General features: G+C 70.2%; 19 protein-coding genes. 7 read left to right on the forward strand and 12 right to left on the reverse strand.

The features are described 5' to 3' along the window. Positions 1–39: 39 nt before the first annotated feature. Genes JWN97_RS14410 through JWN97_RS14430 form a run of 5 tightly spaced genes read right to left on the reverse strand, consistent with a single transcriptional unit; the run spans position 40 to position 4,191 of the window. Positions 40–714, reverse strand: coding sequence for an acylneuraminate cytidylyltransferase family protein (locus JWN97_RS14410; RefSeq protein WP_297623864.1), 675 nt, complete (start codon positions 712–714; stop codon positions 40–42). Next, positions 711–1,760 carry a prephenate dehydrogenase gene (locus JWN97_RS14415; RefSeq protein ID WP_297623867.1) on the reverse strand — a complete coding sequence of 350 codons (1,050 nt, stop codon included), beginning with the start codon at positions 1,758–1,760 and terminating at the stop codon, positions 711–713. The genes JWN97_RS14410 and JWN97_RS14415 overlap by 4 nt, the downstream gene beginning before the upstream one ends. Beyond that, complete coding sequence (locus tag JWN97_RS14420) at positions 1,745–2,749, reverse strand: glycosyltransferase (RefSeq protein ID WP_297623870.1); 1,005 nt, start codon at positions 2,747–2,749, stop codon at positions 1,745–1,747. Before JWN97_RS14420 ends, JWN97_RS14415 begins: the two co-directional genes overlap by 16 nt. Positions 2,750–2,753: 4 nt before the next feature. Beyond that, positions 2,754–3,296, reverse strand: a complete 543-nt coding sequence (locus tag JWN97_RS14425) for an acyltransferase (protein ID WP_297623873.1) — start codon at positions 3,294–3,296, stop codon at positions 2,754–2,756. A 28-nt stretch (positions 3,297–3,324) separates the two neighbouring features. Continuing rightward, positions 3,325–4,191: a glycosyltransferase gene (locus JWN97_RS14430; protein ID WP_297623876.1), complete on the reverse strand. Its 867-nt coding sequence runs from the start codon at positions 4,189–4,191 to the stop codon at positions 3,325–3,327. Between the two features lie 87 nt (positions 4,192–4,278). On the opposite strand from JWN97_RS14430, the gene JWN97_RS14435 reads away from it, so the two are divergent. Together JWN97_RS14435 and JWN97_RS14440 are read left to right on the forward strand one after the other, a co-directional pair. After that, positions 4,279–5,097, forward strand: a complete 819-nt coding sequence (locus JWN97_RS14435) for a hypothetical protein (protein WP_297623880.1) — start codon at positions 4,279–4,281, stop codon at positions 5,095–5,097. A 64-nt stretch (positions 5,098–5,161) separates the two neighbouring features. Then, on the forward strand, positions 5,162–6,046 hold the full coding sequence (locus JWN97_RS14440) for a glycosyltransferase (protein ID WP_297623883.1): 885 nt from the start codon (positions 5,162–5,164) through the stop codon (positions 6,044–6,046). 20 nt (positions 6,047–6,066) lie between these two features. On the opposite strand, the gene JWN97_RS14445 is transcribed toward JWN97_RS14440, so the two are convergent. From JWN97_RS14445 to JWN97_RS14455, 3 genes are all read right to left on the reverse strand, one after another. Next, positions 6,067–7,815 carry an ABC transporter ATP-binding protein gene (locus JWN97_RS14445; RefSeq protein ID WP_297623886.1) on the reverse strand — a complete coding sequence of 583 codons (1,749 nt, stop codon included), beginning with the start codon at positions 7,813–7,815 and terminating at the stop codon, positions 6,067–6,069. A 183-nt stretch (positions 7,816–7,998) separates the two neighbouring features. After that, entirely contained in the window at positions 7,999–8,313 is a 315-nt protein-coding gene (locus tag JWN97_RS14450) for a hypothetical protein (protein ID WP_297623889.1), read from the reverse strand. Beyond that, positions 8,295–8,675 carry a glycosyltransferase family A protein gene (locus JWN97_RS14455; protein WP_297623892.1) on the reverse strand — a complete coding sequence of 127 codons (381 nt, stop codon included), beginning with the start codon at positions 8,673–8,675 and terminating at the stop codon, positions 8,295–8,297. The genes JWN97_RS14450 and JWN97_RS14455 overlap by 19 nt, the downstream gene beginning before the upstream one ends. Positions 8,676–8,857: 182 nt before the next feature. On the opposite strand from JWN97_RS14455, the gene JWN97_RS14460 reads away from it, so the two are divergent. From JWN97_RS14460 to JWN97_RS14475, 4 genes are all read left to right on the forward strand, one after another. Then, on the forward strand, positions 8,858–9,943 hold the full coding sequence (locus JWN97_RS14460) for a glycosyltransferase (protein WP_297623895.1): 1,086 nt from the start codon (positions 8,858–8,860) through the stop codon (positions 9,941–9,943). An 86-nt stretch (positions 9,944–10,029) separates the two neighbouring features. Then, a complete protein-coding gene (locus tag JWN97_RS14465; protein ID WP_297623898.1) occupies positions 10,030–10,875 on the forward strand; it encodes an alpha-1,2-fucosyltransferase in 846 nt (281 codons plus the stop codon). A 79-nt stretch (positions 10,876–10,954) separates the two neighbouring features. After that, positions 10,955–11,728 (forward strand): FkbM family methyltransferase, encoded by a 774-nt coding sequence (locus tag JWN97_RS14470; RefSeq protein WP_297623900.1) that lies wholly within the window; start codon positions 10,955–10,957, stop codon positions 11,726–11,728. Positions 11,729–11,916: 188 nt separating this feature from the next. Beyond that, positions 11,917–12,597, forward strand: coding sequence for an alpha-1,2-fucosyltransferase (locus JWN97_RS14475; protein WP_297623904.1), 681 nt, complete (start codon positions 11,917–11,919; stop codon positions 12,595–12,597). Positions 12,598–12,603: 6 nt separating this feature from the next. On the opposite strand, the gene JWN97_RS14480 is transcribed toward JWN97_RS14475, so the two are convergent. Both JWN97_RS14480 and JWN97_RS14485 read right to left on the reverse strand, forming a co-directional pair. Beyond that, positions 12,604–13,251: a WbqC family protein gene (locus tag JWN97_RS14480; protein ID WP_297623907.1), complete on the reverse strand. Its 648-nt coding sequence runs from the start codon at positions 13,249–13,251 to the stop codon at positions 12,604–12,606. Continuing rightward, positions 13,248–13,868 carry a PIG-L deacetylase family protein gene (locus tag JWN97_RS14485; protein ID WP_297623910.1) on the reverse strand — a complete coding sequence of 207 codons (621 nt, stop codon included), beginning with the start codon at positions 13,866–13,868 and terminating at the stop codon, positions 13,248–13,250. The genes JWN97_RS14480 and JWN97_RS14485 overlap by 4 nt, the downstream gene beginning before the upstream one ends. A 65-nt stretch (positions 13,869–13,933) precedes the next feature. Between JWN97_RS14485 and JWN97_RS14490 the strand changes: the two genes are divergently transcribed. Further along, on the forward strand, positions 13,934–15,145 hold the full coding sequence (locus JWN97_RS14490) for a glycosyltransferase (protein ID WP_297623912.1): 1,212 nt from the start codon (positions 13,934–13,936) through the stop codon (positions 15,143–15,145). Here JWN97_RS14490 and JWN97_RS14495 read toward each other — a convergent pair. After that, on the reverse strand, positions 15,138–16,202 hold the full coding sequence (locus JWN97_RS14495) for a glycosyltransferase family 4 protein (RefSeq protein WP_297623915.1): 1,065 nt from the start codon (positions 16,200–16,202) through the stop codon (positions 15,138–15,140). The two genes, JWN97_RS14490 and JWN97_RS14495, sit on opposite strands and share 8 nt — an antisense overlap. Continuing rightward, positions 16,199–18,040 (reverse strand): glycosyltransferase, encoded by a 1,842-nt coding sequence (locus JWN97_RS14500; RefSeq protein WP_297623918.1) that lies wholly within the window; start codon positions 18,038–18,040, stop codon positions 16,199–16,201. The genes JWN97_RS14495 and JWN97_RS14500 overlap by 4 nt, the downstream gene beginning before the upstream one ends. Positions 18,041–18,055: the final 15 nt, after the last annotated feature.

Below are 18,055 nucleotides of genomic sequence, written 5' to 3' on the forward strand. Positions count from 1 at the left end.
AACCGTAGCCAGCCAACTCCTTCGGCGTGGGGAGTCCGGTCAACGGGCCGTCAGCAACCGGACGGCCAGCGCGACGTCGAGCTCGGTGTCGATGTCGATGCCCTCGTCCTCGGCCATCACGAAGAGCCCGATCGTGCCGCCGAGGCGGTTGTCGTGCTGCTCGTAGACCTCGGTGCGGGTGAGGTAGAGCGAGCCCGTCTCGCGGTAGCGCCGGGTCTCGTCCGTCAGGTCCTGGCGCCGTGGCCGCGCGGCGACGTCGTACGCCGCTGTCGGCGGGTTGCCGGCCCGCCAGATGAACGGCGGCTGCTCGACGACCCCGACCATCGAGTCGACACCGGTGGCGGCGAACTCGGACAGGGCGCGAGCCAGCGTGCCGTCGTGGCGCACGGGCGAGGTCGCCTGCAGCAGCATGACGGCGTCGGGCCGGCATTGCTCGCGGCTCACCTGCTCGATCGCGTGGCGCACGACCGGCTCGGTGGGGGTGGTGTCCTGGGCGAGCTCGTCGGGTCGCAGCCAGGGCACCCGGGCGCCGGCCGCCCGGGCGACCTCGGCGATCTCCTCGTCGTCGGTGGAGACCAGCACGTCGAGGTCGGGCACGGCGAGTGCCTGCTCGATCGTCCAGGCGATGAGGGGCTTGCCGCCCACGTCGAGGAGGTTCTTGCGCGGCACGCCCTTGGAGCCGCCGCGAGCGGGGATCACGCAGAGGACGCTCATCGGACGGACTCCCGCAGCACCTCGGCGATGCGGCGCGCCGGCTCGACGAGTGGCCGCAGGGGCGGCGGCGTCGGGGTGCTTCCGGAGCGGTGCATGCCATAACGCTCCCAGAACTCGCCGAGCCACGCGGGTGGGGCCGGAAAGTCGACCCACGCGTCGCGACCGCGCGCCGCCGCCTCGAGCACGCCGGTCGAGAAGACGCTCACGATCGGAGCGGCGAGGTCGACGAGCGGGACGGCGGAGGTGTCGACGGTGATGCCGGCACGGCGGTAGGTCGCCAGGACGGCGCGCGACGTGAGGTCACGCTCGGAGGGGTGCGGGCGGTAGACGGCGCCGTGCTCCCGGCAGGTGGCCAGGGCGGCATGGGCGAGGCGCGCCCGCGAGATCTCCGCGGCGTGCCCCTGCCCGAGGTAGACGAGCGGGGACGGCGACGCGGGTCGAGCATGGGCGGCGTCGAGACCTTTGCCGGCCACCCACAGCAGCTGGCTCCCGACCGTCGTCACCGTGACGTCCTGCCTGCCGGCGGTCCAGAACGCTGCGTCCGCGTCGCTCCACGCCAGCAGGTGCGCGGCGCGCGGCAGGGGCGGGGCGAAGGGGGTCAGCGCGCCGTGCTGCGAGACGAGGAAGGGCACGCCGAGGTCCTCGGCCACGTCGAAGGCGGCGGCGCCGATCTCGGTGTAGTGGCCCGCTGCCAGGACGGCCCGGGGTTCGACGAGCGCGGGGAGCTCCGCCAGCGCGACGGTGCGCCGGGTGTGACCGGCGTACGACGACGGGGGCTGCCAGCCGACGGGGGCGACGATCGCGGTGAGGTCGCCCGGCAGGTGGGCGAGGGGCGCCACGACGGCCCGGTCGACGCTGGCGTGCGTGGCCTCGACCGCCACGAGGATGTCGGCCCCGGCGTCCGGCGCGAGGAGGTCGACGTACGTCGCGGCCGGCGGGCGCAGTCGGCTGCGCGCCGAGCGGGCGGCGCCGCGGACGGGGTGGCGGCTCTCGTGCCACCGGCGCCACGCGACGAGGTCGCCGGGATGCTTCAGGCCGTGTCCCATGCGTCCTCCAGGACGGCGACCCGGTGGTCGAAGGTGTGCTCCGCGAGCGTGCGGGCACGAGCGGCTTCGCGGACCCGGTGGGTCCACGCGGCGTCGGCCACCGCCCGCTGGCAGAGATCGGTGAGCTCCTCGGGAGTGGTCCAGGGGAGCACCTCGGTGCCCGGCTCGTAGAGGCCCTCCAGGTCGGTCCGGTCGATCAGCTGGACGCCGCCGACCCCGGCCGCCTCGAACGTGCGCATCGTGAACCCGTCCTGGTCGCCGTGGAGGTTGAGCGTGGCCGCGGAGGACGCCATCACGTCGTACGCCGCCGCGCGCGCGAGGTCGCGGCCGGCCGGCACTCCGGGGGTGCCCAGCCGCCAGGTGCGCAGCCGGTCAACGGGATGGCTCGACCAGTCGCGTCCGTAGGCGCGGACGGGGACGCCGTGGTCGTGGAGGACGGTCAGCACCTGCTCGCGCACGGGGTAGCGCGCGCCGATGAGGGTGACGACCGGAGTGTGGCGGGTCGTGGGTGACGCCACCAGTCGGTGGTCGTAGGCGAGCGGGAGGTGACGGGAATCGAGGGCAGCCGCGTCGAAGTCGACGTCATCGAGCGCCGAGTAGGTCGCGATCGGTCCGATGCGGGCGAGGCGCTCGGTCGTCCAACGGGTGCGGCGCACCTCGTCGTAGAGCCAGGTGATGCGGGGGATGCCGTCGAGGGCGTCCCAGAACGGCTGCTCGAGGGTGTCGCCCTTGACGACGACCACGGCTTGCGGGTGGCTGTGCTCCGCCGCCGCGAGCGCGCCTGCGGTCTCCTCCTGCGCCAGGCGCCGCAGGGATCCGGCTCCGAGCCTGCGCGGAAGCTGGTGGCGCACCTGGTGCCACGCCCGTCCGGCGACGCCCTCGTGGGCGTCGTAGACGTGGGTCGAGACCTCGTGACCGCGCGCGGTGAGCGCAGCGGCGATCGCCGAGTGGTAGCCGTGGAAGCCCGGGCTGACCAGCAGCACCTTCACCGGCTCATGCCCCGACAGGTCGTGCGGGGATGCCGACGACGGTCTGACCCGGTGCCACGTCCTTGGTGACCACTGCGTGGGCGCCCACCGTGGCGCCGTCGCCGATCGTCACGCCGCCGAGGACGACGGAGCGCTGGCCGAGGAAGACGCGGTCGCCGATGACGATCGGACCGGACCCGTGCACCCGGTGGCGGTCGTCGCGGTCGTGGTCGGAGGACCCGACGAAGACCCCGTCGGCGATGACGCAGTCGGAGCCGATCGTCACCGGGTCCAGCGCGTGCACGTGGACGCCGTGGCCGAGGTAGGTGCGGTCGCCGATACGCAGCTCGCCGCCGTCAGGCTCGCTGGCCAGCCAGGCTCCCTCGAAGACGGAGCAACCGGAGCCGAGGTGGATGCGCTCGACACCCTGGAGCCTGTGGGGGCGGACGATGACGGTGCCCTCGCCGAGGCTGCCGAAGGCTCGGCGGTAGAGCACGCGGGTCACGGCCTGTCCCGACCGCCAGCGCAGGCTCGGCCGGAGCTGGGCCAGGCTGCGCGCGAGAGTCACAGCGGTCACTCTAGTGATCTGGTCGACTTCACGGAGCAGGACAGCCGAGCCGCCTGGACTGGACGACCTTGCCCGCCTCGTACGCGATGAGGGTGGCCCACCGTCGGCGATCGTCTGCCGAGCCCCGCCACGGGAACTGCTTGAGGAGCAGCAGCTCGTGGTGGATCCGGCGCAGCGCCGACTTGGGCACGACCTCGGGAGGACGGAACTTCTCGTAGAGGGTGGCCGTGCCGCGACCCGAGTTGTACTGCTGGCGCAGGACACCGCGCAGGTCCGTGCGGATGCGGTAGTGGAGCAGGGCCTCCGGCACGTAGGTGAACCGGTAGCCGAGGTCCCAGGCGCGCCAGGCGAAGTCGATCTCCTCGGCGCCGGCCGGGAAGCCCTCGTCGTAGCCGCCCACTCGCTCCCAGACCTCACGATGCATCGCCGTGTTGCCGCCGAGACCGTAGGTGCGGCCGCCCCAGGTCTCGTACAGGCCGGTGCTGATCGAGTCGATCGGCACCCAGCCGGAGGAAGGGCCCGAGAGGGTCACTGTCTCGGCCGGGCCGCTGGCCAGCGGGCTTCCGTCGAGCGCCCGGTGAAGGGCCGCCACCCACCGTGGATCGACGGCGTCGTCCGCGTCGCAGACGAGGATGCGGTCAGTGGCGGCGTGCTGGATGCCCACGTTGCGGGCGACGGACACGCCGCGGCCGCGAGACGCGTCGACGATCCGAATGTCCGGCAACGCGTCGGTCCATCCGGCGACCACGTCGGCCAGGTCGTCCGTGGAGCCGTTGTCCGCAACGACGACCTCGAAGCTCGGTGCATCGCGCTGCGCGGCAAGGGCCCGCAGCTGGTGGTGGATCACGTGTGCCGCGTTGTAGGTCGGGATGACCACGGAGCAGGCGAGTCGCACCGTCCCAGCCTAGAGAGTCCCGGCGTGGGTCACACTGGCACCGTGCATCCCACGTATGCCCTTCGGCAGCTCAAGCACGCGGCGTTCGTGCAGCGCAAGCGGGCACGTAGGGCGTATCGGCACGGCAAGTTCGCCGTGGCCACGGCGGCATTCAGGGACATGGAGAGGATCCACCCCTACGCCTATCGACCCGAGCGCTACTCCGACACGTTCCTGGCCACCGACGTCGAGGTGCGCGGCACGAGCGCGTTCCCGCGCCAGGTGTTCGCGCTGTGGACAGGGAGCAACCCCATGTCCGAGAACCGGTCGAGGAACCTGGAGGCCATCAAGGAGAGCATCGGTCTCCCGCTGGAGCTCGTGACGCCGGCGACCCTCCACCGATGGCTCGTTCCCGGGCATCCGCTCCACCCGGCGTACGAACAGTTGTCCCTGATCCATCGATCCGACTACCTCCGTGGGTACCTCATGCATCACCATGGCGGCGCGTACGTCGACATCAAGCTGCCACTCGCTTCCTGGGAGCCCGCCTGGCGGCAGATGGCAGACGATCCGGCTGCATGGGTGACGAGCTACCGGGCCGATCATGCCGACTGGATCGGAAAGCTCCCAGGGCGCCTGGGCCGCGACCTGTTGGTCCGCTACAGGCTGATGTTCGGGAAGGGTGGCTTCATGATGAGGTCGTACACGCCCATCACTGCTTCGTGGGTCGAGCAGATGCACCGTGTGCTCGACTCGCGGCTCGACGCCCTGTCGGAGCATCCTGGCGGCGTGTTCGGGGACGCCGGCGGATATCCGCTCGGCTGGACTGATCTTCTCGGGCGCATCCTCGACCCCCTCACCCTCAAGTACGCAGATCACGTGCGGTTCGACGAGCGACTGCTGCTCGACTTCCACGACTACCGGTGACGTGTCGGAGCCGCCGGATCGCATCATGCCTCGCGGCCGGCCGGCGTGTGCTACCCATCTACTTGTGACGGCACTGGACTATGCGCGACGGCTCAAGCACAGGGGCTTGGTGGCGCGCAAGCGGGCCCGCACCGGTTACGTCCGTGCCAGAGACTCGGCCTTCAGGTTGTATGACCGCCACGTTCCGTACCAGTTCGACATCGACCGACACCGGGACTCGTGGGGCAACCTCCCACGGATGTACTTCCTCGACCGCGAGCCTCCCCCGGGGACCGAGACCGACCGTACGGTCCCTGACGTCATCTACAGCTTCTGGACCGGGGACAATCAGATGGGTCCGGCTCGGCAACAGGGCATCGAGTCCATCGTCGCGCACAACCCCGACCTCGCGCACGTGCTCGTGACGCCGGACAACCTGACCGAGTTCGTGCTTCCGCAGCACCCTCTCCACCCGGCGTACGCACACCTCTCGCTGGTTCACCGCGCGGACTACCTCCGGGCCTACTTCATGCATCACTACGGCGGCGGGTACTCGGACATCAAGCAGACCGATCACGGGTGGCGACATGCATGGCAGACGCTGTCGGACAGTCCAGAGCTGTGGGCGATCGGCTACCCGGAGGTCAGCTCGGCCAGCTGCGGAGGGCGAGACCTCAAGCTGGGTCCTGACGTCCGGCGTCGATTCAACTCGCTCATCGGCTACGCGGCCTTCGTCTTCCGCCCCAACAGCCCCTTCACGGCGGAGTGGCTTCGCGAGGTCGAGCGACGGCTGGACTTCTATTCCCAGCAGCTGGTCCTGGCTCCGGGCAACACGTGGGGTGACAACCCCGGATACCCGATCGGTTGGATCGAGCTCGGGTCGGACCTCTTCCACCCCCTGCAACTGAAGTACCTCACCCACATCGGGCAAGACCCGGCCTTGCTGCCACACCTCGATGATCATCGGTAGGGCGTGTGGTGCGAGGTGAGTCACGCGAGCCCGCGACTCTCCGTCCCATCGAGGGAACCCAGCCGCACCAGGTGATCGAACGTTGCGTTGCTCTTGCGGACCTCGTCGAAGGTGCCAGAGCTGGCAACCACGCCGCTCTCCATGAACACCAGCCGATCGCAGTGACGGACAGTCGACAGCCGGTGCGCGACGACGACGACGGTCATCGAGCCGTGAAGGCCCTCGATCGTGTCGGTGATGCTGCGCTCCGTCTGGTTGTCCAGCGCCGAGGTCGCCTCGTCGAGAACGAGCAACGACGGGTTGCGGTAGAGGGCTCGGGCGATGCCTATGCGTTGACGTTGGCCACCCGAGAGCCGCATCCCCCGCTCTCCGGCTGCTGTGTCGAGGCCGTGAGGGAGGTCGGCGATCAGGTCGTTGAGCTGGGCACGGTCGATGGCCGCCTGTAGCCGCACCGGATCGACGTCCTCGTCGAAGGCGATGTTGGCGCGGATGCTCGTGTCTAGGAGGGTGACCTCCTGGGGTACGACGGCCAGCTGCTTCTGCCACGCGGGGAGGTTGTCGAAGACCGAGACGCCACCGGCGGTGAGCTGTCCGGAGCGGGGGGTGTGGAGCCCCAGCAGCACGTCGACCAGCGTGCTCTTGCCCGCACCGCTCATGCCGATGACGGCAAGTGACGTGCCGAACGGGATATCGAGGTCAACTCCGGCCAGAACGTCCATGTCCGGGCGGTCAGGATAGGCAAAGCGGAGGTCACGCACCGCGATGTCGCCCCTGGGCACGACCTCCGTGACGACTTGTGCGGTCTCCTCCGAGCGGCTCTGTCGCATCGCTCGACTCACCGTGACCAGGTGCTCGAGGGGAGCGCGTGCGTAGCGCACTCCTGACAGCGCACTGATCAAGCGGACCGAGCTGGGCAGCACACGGGTGCCGGCCGCGACGAAGAGTCCGAGGAGGACCAGCCCGTCCTCGGCGCTGCCCCCGGTGGTGGCCACGGCTGCGAGGACACCGATGCCCAGGACGAACACGATCTCGAGGAAGTAGGACGGCAGGGAGGTGAGGACCGCGGCGTGGACATCGGCATCGGCGCCTTCGGCACTCTTGGTGCGGAACTCGTCGACGAAGGACTGGTGCGCCCGCCGCAGCCGGATCTCCTTCACCGCGGTCAACGACTGGAGGCTCGACGTCGACACTGCCTGGGACGCGACGCGGGTGCGTTCGCCGGCGGCCTGGATCCTGGGGCGGATCACCCGCTGGACGACGAAGGCCGCGACGCCGAAGTAGGTGGCCGCTGCGAGGGCGATGGCCGGCGAGATCACGAGGAGGGAGCCGAAGATGAAGACGATGGTGAACACTTCTGTGAGGGCCGACAGGGCTGAGGACAACCCGCCGGTGTAGCCCATGGAGACGGCGCCCTGGATCGCCCACAGCTTGTCGCCGGTGTTCTGCCGGAGGTGCCACCAGTACGGTGCCGTCAGGTAGCCCTCCAGCATGCCCGTCGAGATGCTGACGTTCTGTCTCGCCATGAAGCGGAGCTGCCAGCGGCGGACGAGCAGTGCCGCGACGTCCTTGACCACGAAGGTGCCGAAGATGATCAGGGCGAGCACCAGTACGAGCCCACGCGGGCTGGGGTTGCCCAGGAGGTCGCTCACCCACCCCACGGCACCGGAGTCGAGCGGCTGTCCGGTGACGTACTGCATCATCGGCAGCATCGCGACGACGCCCACCATGTCGAGCACGGCGAGGAGCGCCGAGAGCACGATGGAAAGCACCAGCCGTCGTCGGGTCGGATGGTCGATCAGCTCCCCCGTCCCAGGTGGGAAGCCGAGCAGTCCAGCCAAGCGGCGAAGGGGGGTTCCGGTCAGGCTCAGCACCAGCACAGTCTGCCGGTTGGCTTGCAGGGACGCGGGTCTCTGCACATTTACGTGCGTCCCGTCATCGGGGCGAGGGGCACGTCACCCCACCCGGCGGCGTCCGATGGCGCGAAGATGAGCAGCAGTCGCATGACGCAGCCTGCTGCGGCCGGGGGAGATGCGGAGGCACTGCCGCAGCGCGTGTCGGACCTGCGGGCTCCCGTTCCCGGACTTGAGCTGGTCGACCGCGAGGTGGAAGACGATGGGCTCGAGCCACACGTCGATGTCGCTCTCCTGGCCAAGGTGCTTGCGCAGCATGTGCAGACGCTCCACTCCGCGCTGCAGGTCGGTGTGCTCGTCCAGGCGCGAGGTGAGGGAGCTCGCGACGCGACGCCACGTCACCAGAGGTCGGTCCACGTAGACGAATGCATGCCTGCGAGCGAGTCGGAGCCACATGTCGCTGTAGGCGACGGCCGCGTCGGGTGCTGTGTCCAGAGCCGCGAGCTGCGCCGCCAACCTGTCGGGCCCATGACGTCGTCAGCCGCCAGAAAGGCGACGAAGGGGGTTCGGATCAGGTCCAGCGCCTCGTTGAACGTGGCGCAGATGCCGCGTCTGCTGTCGTGGAAGACGGTACGAGCCTCGAGGCCCAGGTCGGCCAAGGCCCGGTTGATGACCTCGACGCTGTCGTCACTTGACGCGTCGTCGTTCACGACCAGCTCGAACGAGTCGAGCGACTGGGAAGCAACGGAGGCGAGTGCCTCCCGCACGTAGGGGGGCATGGTTGTACGCCGCCAGCACGAGGGTCACGACCGGCTCGGTGGAGTCCGTCACCGGGCACACTGTGCCACGCCCCAGTCCGGACCTCGGGCCACGCGCAGATGTGCCCGAGGCGGCTGACACATCGCGGGTGTGGGCTCCGTGAGCCACTGACACCGCATCGCGCCGATGCAAGGATGGTCACGTGATCCGGTTCATGGCGCCTGACCTTCCGACGCCCAGTGGCGGGGTCAAGGTCATCTACCGCTACGTCGAGCACCTGTGTGCCCTCGGCCACGACGCGCGCGTCTGGCACGGGACGCCGGGCTTCGCCTACGAGTCCTGGGGGTCCCCTGCCCCGGTAGACACCGGCACGGAGCTCGAGTTCGCTGCGGGTGACGTGCTCGTGATGCCCGAGACCGGCGGGTCGAAGTGGAGCTTCCTCAGTCAGGGCCAGCCCGTCGTGATGCTCTGCCAGGGCATGGACTTCGTCTTCGCCAACTCCGACTTCCTGGTCGACGAGCCGGGCGCCTACCCCGGCTGGCCCCAGGCCACGGCAGCCATCGCCGTCTCCGATGCCATCCACACCTTCCTGGACCGAGCGTGCGAGGACGGGTTCCCGATCCACGACGTACCGGTCCAGATCGAGGACTGGTTCCAGCCGGCCGTCAAGGAGAAGCGGATCGCGCTGATGCCGCGCCGCCGCCGCGAGGACCTGCTCGGCGCCGTGCAGCTCGTCCGCCGCTCCGGTCAGCTCGGGGACTGGGAGATCGTGCTGATCGACGAGATGACGCAGCAGCAGGTTGCCGAGGAGCTCGGCCGGGCGGCGATCTTCCTGTTCGGCGCCGAGCGCGAGGGCGTCGGCCTGCCTGGCGCCGAGGCCATGGCCTCGGGTTGCTACGTCGTGGGTTTCACCGGCGACGGCGCCAAGGAGTACATGCTTCCTGAGCACTCGTCGGTCATCGCCGACTCGGACGTCGTCGACATGTGCGACCGCACGCTGGAGGCGATGCGCTGGTTCGAGGAGCAGCCGGCCGTCATCGCGGAGCGCGCTCGACGTGGCCACGACTGGGTGCGGTCGCGGCACAACGCTGACCTGGTACGCGCGAGGCTCGGGACGACGTTCGCCGCCCTCACCGCTCCGGGATCCCCCTCGCGGCTGCCCGACGACGTCGTGCTGAGCCACTACCAGGCGCACGCACCAGCGTCTGACCCCTACAACCGCGCCCGCGTCGCCGTGCGCAGCGCGGGACGCCGGGTGCTGGATCGGCTCGAAGACCGCGGCCGATGACAGTCGCGACCAGGGCACGCGCACTCGCAGCCGGAGCAGCGTCACCTGCATTGACGGCGCTGCGGGGTCGCCTGGGATCGCAGGTGGTGAACTGGACGCCAGAGTTCATGGGGTTCGGCAACCAGCTCTACCTGTGGGCCTGGGCGCACGCGCGTCGTCACGAGAAGGTCCCACACCGAGTGCTCATCGTGGAACGCAGCCGTTACTGGTTGCCCCACTTCCCCGCCGTGCGCCCCTACCTCGTCGAGGCCGCGGACGTCTCCTTCTGGGACAGCCGCGACCACTTCTATGCCTTCAAGGAGCAGCAGTCGGGAGACCCTCGGGGCTTCACCGACGAGTCGCGCGCGGCGTTCGTGCGTGACTGGGTGCTCACGAGCCCGGCGCTGCAGGGAGCCGAACGGGGACCACTGGCGGATGACGACGTGATGACCCTCAACCTCCGCCGCGGAGACTTCTACGACAACCCGTGGCACCGACCTGAGTACGCCTTCGACGTCGAGGCCTATGTCAGGCTGGTCGTTCCGCGCGCCATCGAGCAGGACGGTCCGGTGAAACGCATCCACGTCGTCTCCGACGACCCGGCCTGGTGCCGGTCCCATCTCGGTTGGCTCACGGCGTACGCCGACGAGGTGACCGAGCCCCGCGAGGGAGCCGAACCGATCGATCACCTCCGCGACGTCGTCTCGTCGCGCCGCCTGGTCATTGCCAACGGGACGTTCTCGTTGTGGGGCGCGGCGATCTCGCGGGTCCTGTTCGACGCACCCCAGGCGACGGTCTGGGCACCGGCCTTCTTCCAGCGTCGCTACGGCCCTGGCCGGTGCGTGGAGTACGACCAGAACTGGAGCTTCGTCGACGAGCTGCCTGGCGGTTGGCAACCAGCGTGGGTCGTGGATGGACTCGATCGCGACCCGGCGAGGGATGGCAGCAGCTAGCATCCGGGCAATGGAGACCAGCACGCCTCAACGACCTGCCCCAGCTGGATTCTCTGCTTCCGGCCTGCTTCGTCACCTCGTGCGACTGTCGTACGGAATGGTGAAGACGGCGCTGGACTCGTTGCGCCACCGGCGGCTCGTCACCACCCGGTGGGTGCCTTCGGAGAACCGCTGGCACTACCACTGGCCGGAGGGACGTGTCGCGGACGAGGGGCGGTGGAAGGACGCGCAGGGTTGGGCCACGCGTGGCTTCTACTACGGCATGGACGACCTGCTCTTCCGTCGCTTCCGTCCCAGCTCGGGTGACGTGGTCTTCGACGTCGGTGCCGGGGACGGCGGGGAGACCTTCTATCTCGCGAACATGGTCGGCACGGAGGGACGCGTGATCTCGGTGGAGGCAGCGCCGAGCCCCTTCCGGCGGCTCGAGGACCTCGTCACCCGGAACGCGTGGTCGCAGGTGACGCCGTTGCAGGTCGCACTCACGTCGACGCCAGGCACGGTGTCGATCAGCGACGATCCCGAGCAGTGGGTCGCCGGCAACATCTTCGAGTCCGCAGGGTCCGTGGACGTCGAGGCCCGCACGTTCGACGACATCTGCGAGAGCCTGGGTGTCGAAAGCGTCGACTGGGTGAAGATGAACATCGAAGGCGCCGAGAAGGACGCCCTGCGGGGGATGGAACGGATGGCTCCACACATCCGGAACTTCACCATCTCGTGCCACGACTTCCTCGGCACCGACTGGGGGCGCTCCAAGAACGAGGTCCTGGCCTGGTTGGAGGCGCACGGGTTCACCGCGGAGATGCGCGGTGACGGCGACTTCGTCCAACAGCTCTACGTGTACGCCTGGAGATGAGACACCCCTGATGCACTGGCGCGCGCAGGGCCGCGGACCGACTGCAGGACCGCTGGATCCGGCGGGGTCCGCGCACCGTCCTGTGGACGCAGCCCACCGCGCACCTCGGCAACTTCCTCTACGACTGGATGCACGCCTTCGAGATGCGGCGACAGGGCATGGACATGGTGTGCCTGCGGACTCCGCCGATGGACCGCTGGCTCCCCGTCTTCGGTCACCGCGCGGCCGAGCTCGTGGTCGAGCCGGGCGACGTACGCCTCACGGATCGCCGCGAACGGGGCCTGCACAACGAGTTCGGACCGCACTACGACGAGCACGTCCTGGCGAGGTTCATCGAGGGATTCCTCGAGCCCAGCGGGATCCTGGACCCCGGTCGCGTCCCCGAGGCGCTGCGGGTCACGGATCGTGACGTGGTGGTCAACGTGCGCCGCGGCGATTACGTCACCAACGAGGCGAACTGGCGCAGCTACGGTTTCGACGTCGACGACTACCTGAGGTCCGCCCTCGCTCGCAGCGTCGACGTCGGCGGCCCGATCAGGCGCATCCTCGTGGTGTCGGACGGCATTGACTGGTGCGAGGCCCACCTCGGCTGGCTCACGGACTTCTGCGAGGTGCTCGACTTCGAGGACACCGGCCAGCCCCCCGAGGTGCATCTCGCCGTACTGGCCCACGCGCCCCGCCTGGTGCTCGCCAACTCGACCTTCTCCTACTGGGGCGGCTACCTCAGTGCGTGGCGCTCCAGCCGGCCCGAGCAGGTCGTCGCGCCGTGGTTCCACGTCCGCACCGCTCGTGACGGCGCGGCGTGGCAGCTCGACCCGCGATGGAGCATCGTGAAGGACATCCCCACGGGATGGGCCTTGCCGTCCTGACGTTCGTCAGTGCGACGCAACGGCCTTCGCGACGATCTCCATCGGGTCGTCGTAGTCCATCAGCACCGTGACGATCGAGTCGCCGGTCGTCTTGTGGTGGTCGGAGAACTCCAGCCTGATCCCCAGATCGCGGAACTTCGCCTGCGCCTCTTCGCCGAGGTAGTCCTTGGCGCCGGTGCCGGAGAGGTACGACGTCGCCCCCACCATCCGCAGCTGCTCCAGCACTCGGTCAGCGGCCTTCTCCTGTGGCGGGTCGGTCACGACGACCTCGGTCGTGATGCCGAGGTAGTCGCGCATCCCGAGGATCAGCTGGTGGTTGATGTCCGCCAGGTTGTGGGAGTCGACCGCGTGAATCATGGAGAGGACGTCGCCGCTGCGGTCCTTCCAGTGCCGAGCGCTGCGGTAGCGGCCGGTGATCGAGGACTCCAGGTGGTCCTGCCAGCCTGGCTTCACGATGGTCTCGTTGATCGGGATCAGGTGCGGCTTGGTCTCCAGCGGCAGGGTCACCCAGGAGTCGCGCATGGTCACGCGGCGCTGCACCCAGTGCTTCTGCAGCTGGTCGTGGACCGCCAGGACGAACCGGTCGGAGTTGAGCATCTTGAACCAGAACCCCGGCCACGGCAGCAGGTCGGGCTGGTGGATCGCCACCCTCACTTGCGCACGGTCCTGACGAGGGCGTACTGCTCGGCGTAGGGGACGAGGCGCACCTGACCGAGGGCGCCGGCGATCTGGCGCACGCTGTTGATCGGGTGCACCTCGGTCGGGATCTCGGACTGGTAGGCCTGGCAGGCCGCCTCCTTCGCGGTGATGTGCTCCTCGGTCAACGCCTCGAACACGTTCCACCGCAGGTCGGTCGGGTAGAGGTTCACGTCGTAGACCGCGATGTCGTAGACGTAGACGCTCGGCGGGAACCAATGGTCCAGCGACATCGAGACGCGGCACGAGCGCATGCCGGCCTCGTAGACCGCGATGTGGTCCTGGTGCAGCGAGGGATAGGGGAGGTAGAGCTCCTCCGGCTTGAGCTCGGCCATGATCGCGTCGATCGCGCCGACCATCTCGGTCATGTGCTGCGGCGTCTGACCGTCCGGGAAGCCGAGCTGCCGGGACTCGTCGGCGCCGAGGATCTTCATCGCCTCGGCGTGCTCGCGCGCACGCACCTCGCCGCTGTCCGTCATGACCACGACCACGCACTCGTCCGGGTGCTTGGCCATCAGGCCGCCGCACCCCATGGCCTCGTCGTCCATGTGGGGGGCCAGGATCAGCCGCTTCATCAAAGCTCCTTCGTCGCGGACGGTCGCGAGTCTAGGTGGGTCGCACGGTCTGGGAGGATGAACCCGTGACCCGACCCCGCGTGGTGCTGATCAGCATGTACGTCGGGCACGAGGGAGTGCCCCACGCAGGAGGCCGCTACCTCCTCGAGCTCCAGCGCCTCCTAGACGCCGAGACCGAGCTGACGATGCTCACTGTCGGCAACCGGCTCAACCACGAGGCGAGCACGAAGCCCGGCGTGCCGCGGCGGCTGCTGCTGCTCGGACACGAGGCCGGGCTCGGAGTTGCCGGCAGGGCACTCAACCGAGCGACCGTGATCCTTGACTCCAGGCTCCGCCTCGGGCGCGACCCCGGCCTGCCGTTCCTTCCCTTCGTGCTCGGCTTGATGAGGTCACGGGAGGCGCGCGAGGCGATCCGCGGGGCCGATGTCATCGACCTCCAGTACTCCGAGTCCATCCGGCTGGTCCGGCTCCTGCGACGCCTCAACCCGGACGCCCGGATCACTGGCACCTTCCACGACGTGATGAGCCAGTCGTTCAGCCGCGAACCTCAGGACACCTCTGATGCACGCCGCTACTGGCAGGGGGTCACCCAGCGCTCGCGCCAGCACGAAGCCGCGATGGTCGCTCGACTCGACGACGTGCTGGTCTTCAGCCGCAAGGACGCCGAGCTGCTCGGCAACCCGCCCCATACTGTCGTACGTCCGCCGCTGTCGGCAGGTGCCGAGCCCCCGCACCGGCCCGCGAGCGCCCCGGTGGTGGTCGTCGTGTCCTACCTGGCCCGCGACGAGAACAACAAAGCCGCGCTGTGGACCCTCGACCACGTCTGGCCCCGGGTGCTCGACGGGCGACCGGACGCCAGGCTCCGCCTGGTCGGCGGTGGCGCGAGCGAGGAGCTGCGCGCGCGGGTGGCCTCCCTCCCGCCGGGCACCGGTGTCGAGCTGGCCGGCTTCGTCGACGACCTCGACGCCGAGTACGACGCCGCCGCCGTGGCGCTCGTACCGGTCCTCCAGGGGGCGGGCGTGAAGTTCAAGACCGTCGAGGCGCTGTGCCACGGCGTACCCGTGGTGACCACGACGGTCGGGGCCGAGGGCATCGACGGCGACGACCTCTACGCGGGCATGAGCGACGAGCCCGATGCGCTGGCCGACGCCCTGGTGGCCGTGCTCGAGGAGCCGGCAGCGGCACAGGAGCGGTCCGACAGGGTCCAGGGCTGGGCGCAGCGGGTCTACGGACTCGAGACGTTCGCGGCCACCATCCGCGCGACCTGGGTCAGGTGAGTCCGCGGGCCCGACATGCCTCGGCGATGTCGGCCCACATCATCCGGGCGCTGAAGCGCGTCTCCGCACTCAGGCGGGCAGCAGCTCCGAGGCGTTCGCGCTGGCCCTCGTCCTCGCGCAGCTCGACGAGCAGCGTGCGCCAGCCCTCGACGTCCGCCACGTCCACCAGGCGGCCGGTCGCCCCGTCCTCGAAGTAGTCCCTCATCGCTCGCGTCCCGGTCACGGCCACGCAGGCGCCGCTGGCAGCAGCCTCGAGCGCGACACTCTGGCCCGTCGGGTAGGCGAGGTCGCGCGTCGGGACCGCGACAACGCGCGCCCGCTGCAGGAGCGTGCGGTAATGCTCGAGCGGGACGACGCCCAGCATCCTCACGTTGTCGGGCACGTCCAGGCCTGCGACGTTCTCCGGCCTGCAGACCAGGTGGAGCACGAGATCGGTCCCGCGCACGGCCTCGAAGAGGGTCTCGTAGTCGCGGCCGCGGTCCTGCCCGACCGCGAGCAGGTCGATGTCTCGCTCGCCCGTGCCCGGTGTGTAGAAGTCGTCGTTGACGCCGAACCTCACGGCCAGCGTCCGGTCGCGGCCGATGCCGGCCGCTTCGAGGATCTCGGTCTCGTGCACCGACATGTGCGTGATCAGGTCGGCACCGGCGTACCGCTCGGCCAGGCGTCGTCGGGTGCCTGCGTCGGCTGCGCGGAGCTCCTCTGCGAGCCACACCGACCAGATGACGAGCGGGGTCGACCCGTACGGCGGCACCTTCGCGCGCCGCATGACCGAGGCAGCGGCTCCTTGTTGCTCGAGCAGCGCCAGGACGACGTCACTGCGCCGAGCCTCACCGATGCCTCGCAGCGCCCGCTCGATCGTGAACCCGGCCCGGTGCTCCACGACGTCGCGCACCTTGCGCCACCGCGGATCGATGGCCCGGCGCGCCCCGCGCAGCTCCCACCCGAGGTCTTCGAGCGCGTCGACCCCGTAGGGGAGTGGTGCCGGCACCTCGCCCGACCGGAAGCGCCGGCCCCATGCCTCGAGATCGTGCTCGGACAGGATCAGTGCGCGCGTCATCGTCGACCGCGGATCAGCGAGAGCTCGGTGCGTGCCGTCTCCACCGGGTGCACCTCGCGACCGGTCGCGCGCCGCGCGGCGTTCACGACGAAGTTGGCCCCGGTCGCCGCGGCGAGCGCTGCCTGGAGCCCGCGGCGCGACCCCCACTTGTCGGCGTACGCCAGCTGTCCCTCGACCAGCCACCGACGCCGTGACTCCGACGGTGACGATCCGCCACCGGCGTGCACGACGGTCGGGGAGCGCAGCGCGACGACCCGGACCCCGCGCTCGCGGAGCCTGCGCTGGAGGTCGACCTCCTCGGAGTTCATGAAGAACCGCTCGTCGAACCCGCCCACGGCGCGGAACTCCGCGACTGGTATCCACATGGCCGCGCCGACGACCCAGTCGACGTCGGCCTCGGCGCCGTGCGCACGGACGTCGTGGCCGACCGCGCGGTGCCACGCGGACGTGCCGCGGAAGCGGGCCAGCGGAGTCAGCCAGGCCGCGACCTGGTGCCGCACGCGGGGGACGTCGCGCCCCACCCACGCCTCGGTGCCGTGCTCGTCGACCATCCGCGGCGCTAGGACGGCGCCGGGGCGGCTGCGCGCGGCGGCCACCATGTCGGCGACGAACGTCGGCTCGATGGTGAGATCGCTGTTGAGCACCAGCATCGCGTCGCCCGTGGCCGCGGCGGCGCCGGAGTTGACGTTGGCGCCGAATCCTCCGTTGACAGGGCGCCGCACGACCTCGACGCCCTCGCGGTCGGGGAACGGCGTCGGAGAGGCGTCGTCGGCGACGACCACCTGCACCGGGTGCGTCTGGGCGGCGAGCTGGTCGAGCAGCGCAAGCGTCGGCGCGGGGTCGCCGTAGTGGGGCACCACCACGCTGACGGTGCTCGGCTCGGCCACGGGAGCGTCTCGGACCCAGGTGGTGTCACCGACCCGGTGGCCGGCCAGCGCGGAGGCCTCGACGGCCCAGGCGACCGCCTTGCCACGGGCCCGCCGGGGCAGTCGGGGGAGCAGCGTGTCGATCCGGCGTCCGAGTGCCGTGGCCTCGTCCCGCGAGCCGATGCGCGAGGCTGCGAGCGCGACGGCTCGCCCCCACGGACCGGTCGGGGCGGAGGAGGTGCCGTGAGCGCCGGGGTGTCGCTCGTCGAAGGCGACCGTCGAGGCCCCGGAGGTGAAGGCGCGTCCGGCCCGGGTCGCGGTGTCGGGGGCCGGGCCGCGGTGCTCGACCTCCAGGTCGGGGTCGATGACGATCTCGACCCCGGATCGCGCGAGTCGCAGGCCCAGCTCGGAGTCCTCGCGGTAGGACATCGACGGATCGAAGCCCCCTGCGGCGTCGTACGCCGCCTTCGGCACGGAGTTGCACGCGGCCCAGTGCCGCCAGCGCTCGGCGGCGGGGCGGGCGTAGGCCTGGGCGATCAGGCGCTCGTTGGCGGGTCGGCCATAGGCGGCGGCGTACGCCGAGTCGGTGAAGACGTCCCGCGTCAGCGAGACCACGCCGAGCGGCGCGGAGCCGTCGGGGCGGGCCCGGTGCCGGGCGAGGTGACCCGCGAGGAAGCCCGGCCCCGGCGTCAGGTCGTCGTCGCAGCGGACGACGATCTCGCCCGAGGCCGCTTCATAGCCGGCCGCCAGGGCCGCGCCGACCCCGGTGCCGTCGGGGGAGACGATCCGCAGCGGCAGACGGTCGGCGTACGCCTCGATCAGCGCGCGGCTGCCGTCGACGTCGCCGTCGAGGACGAACACCGCCTCCCACGGCTCGTCCAGCGCCTGCGACGCCAGCGCGTGGAGCAGCACCGGCAACCGGTCGGCTCCGCCACGGGTCGGCACGACCACGGAGACGGAGGGACGGGGCACGCGACGATCCTAGGA

The organism is Nocardioides sp. (assembly GCF_025965415.1).
In the GTDB taxonomy this organism is placed as follows: Bacteria; Actinomycetota; Actinomycetes; order Propionibacteriales; family Nocardioidaceae; genus Nocardioides.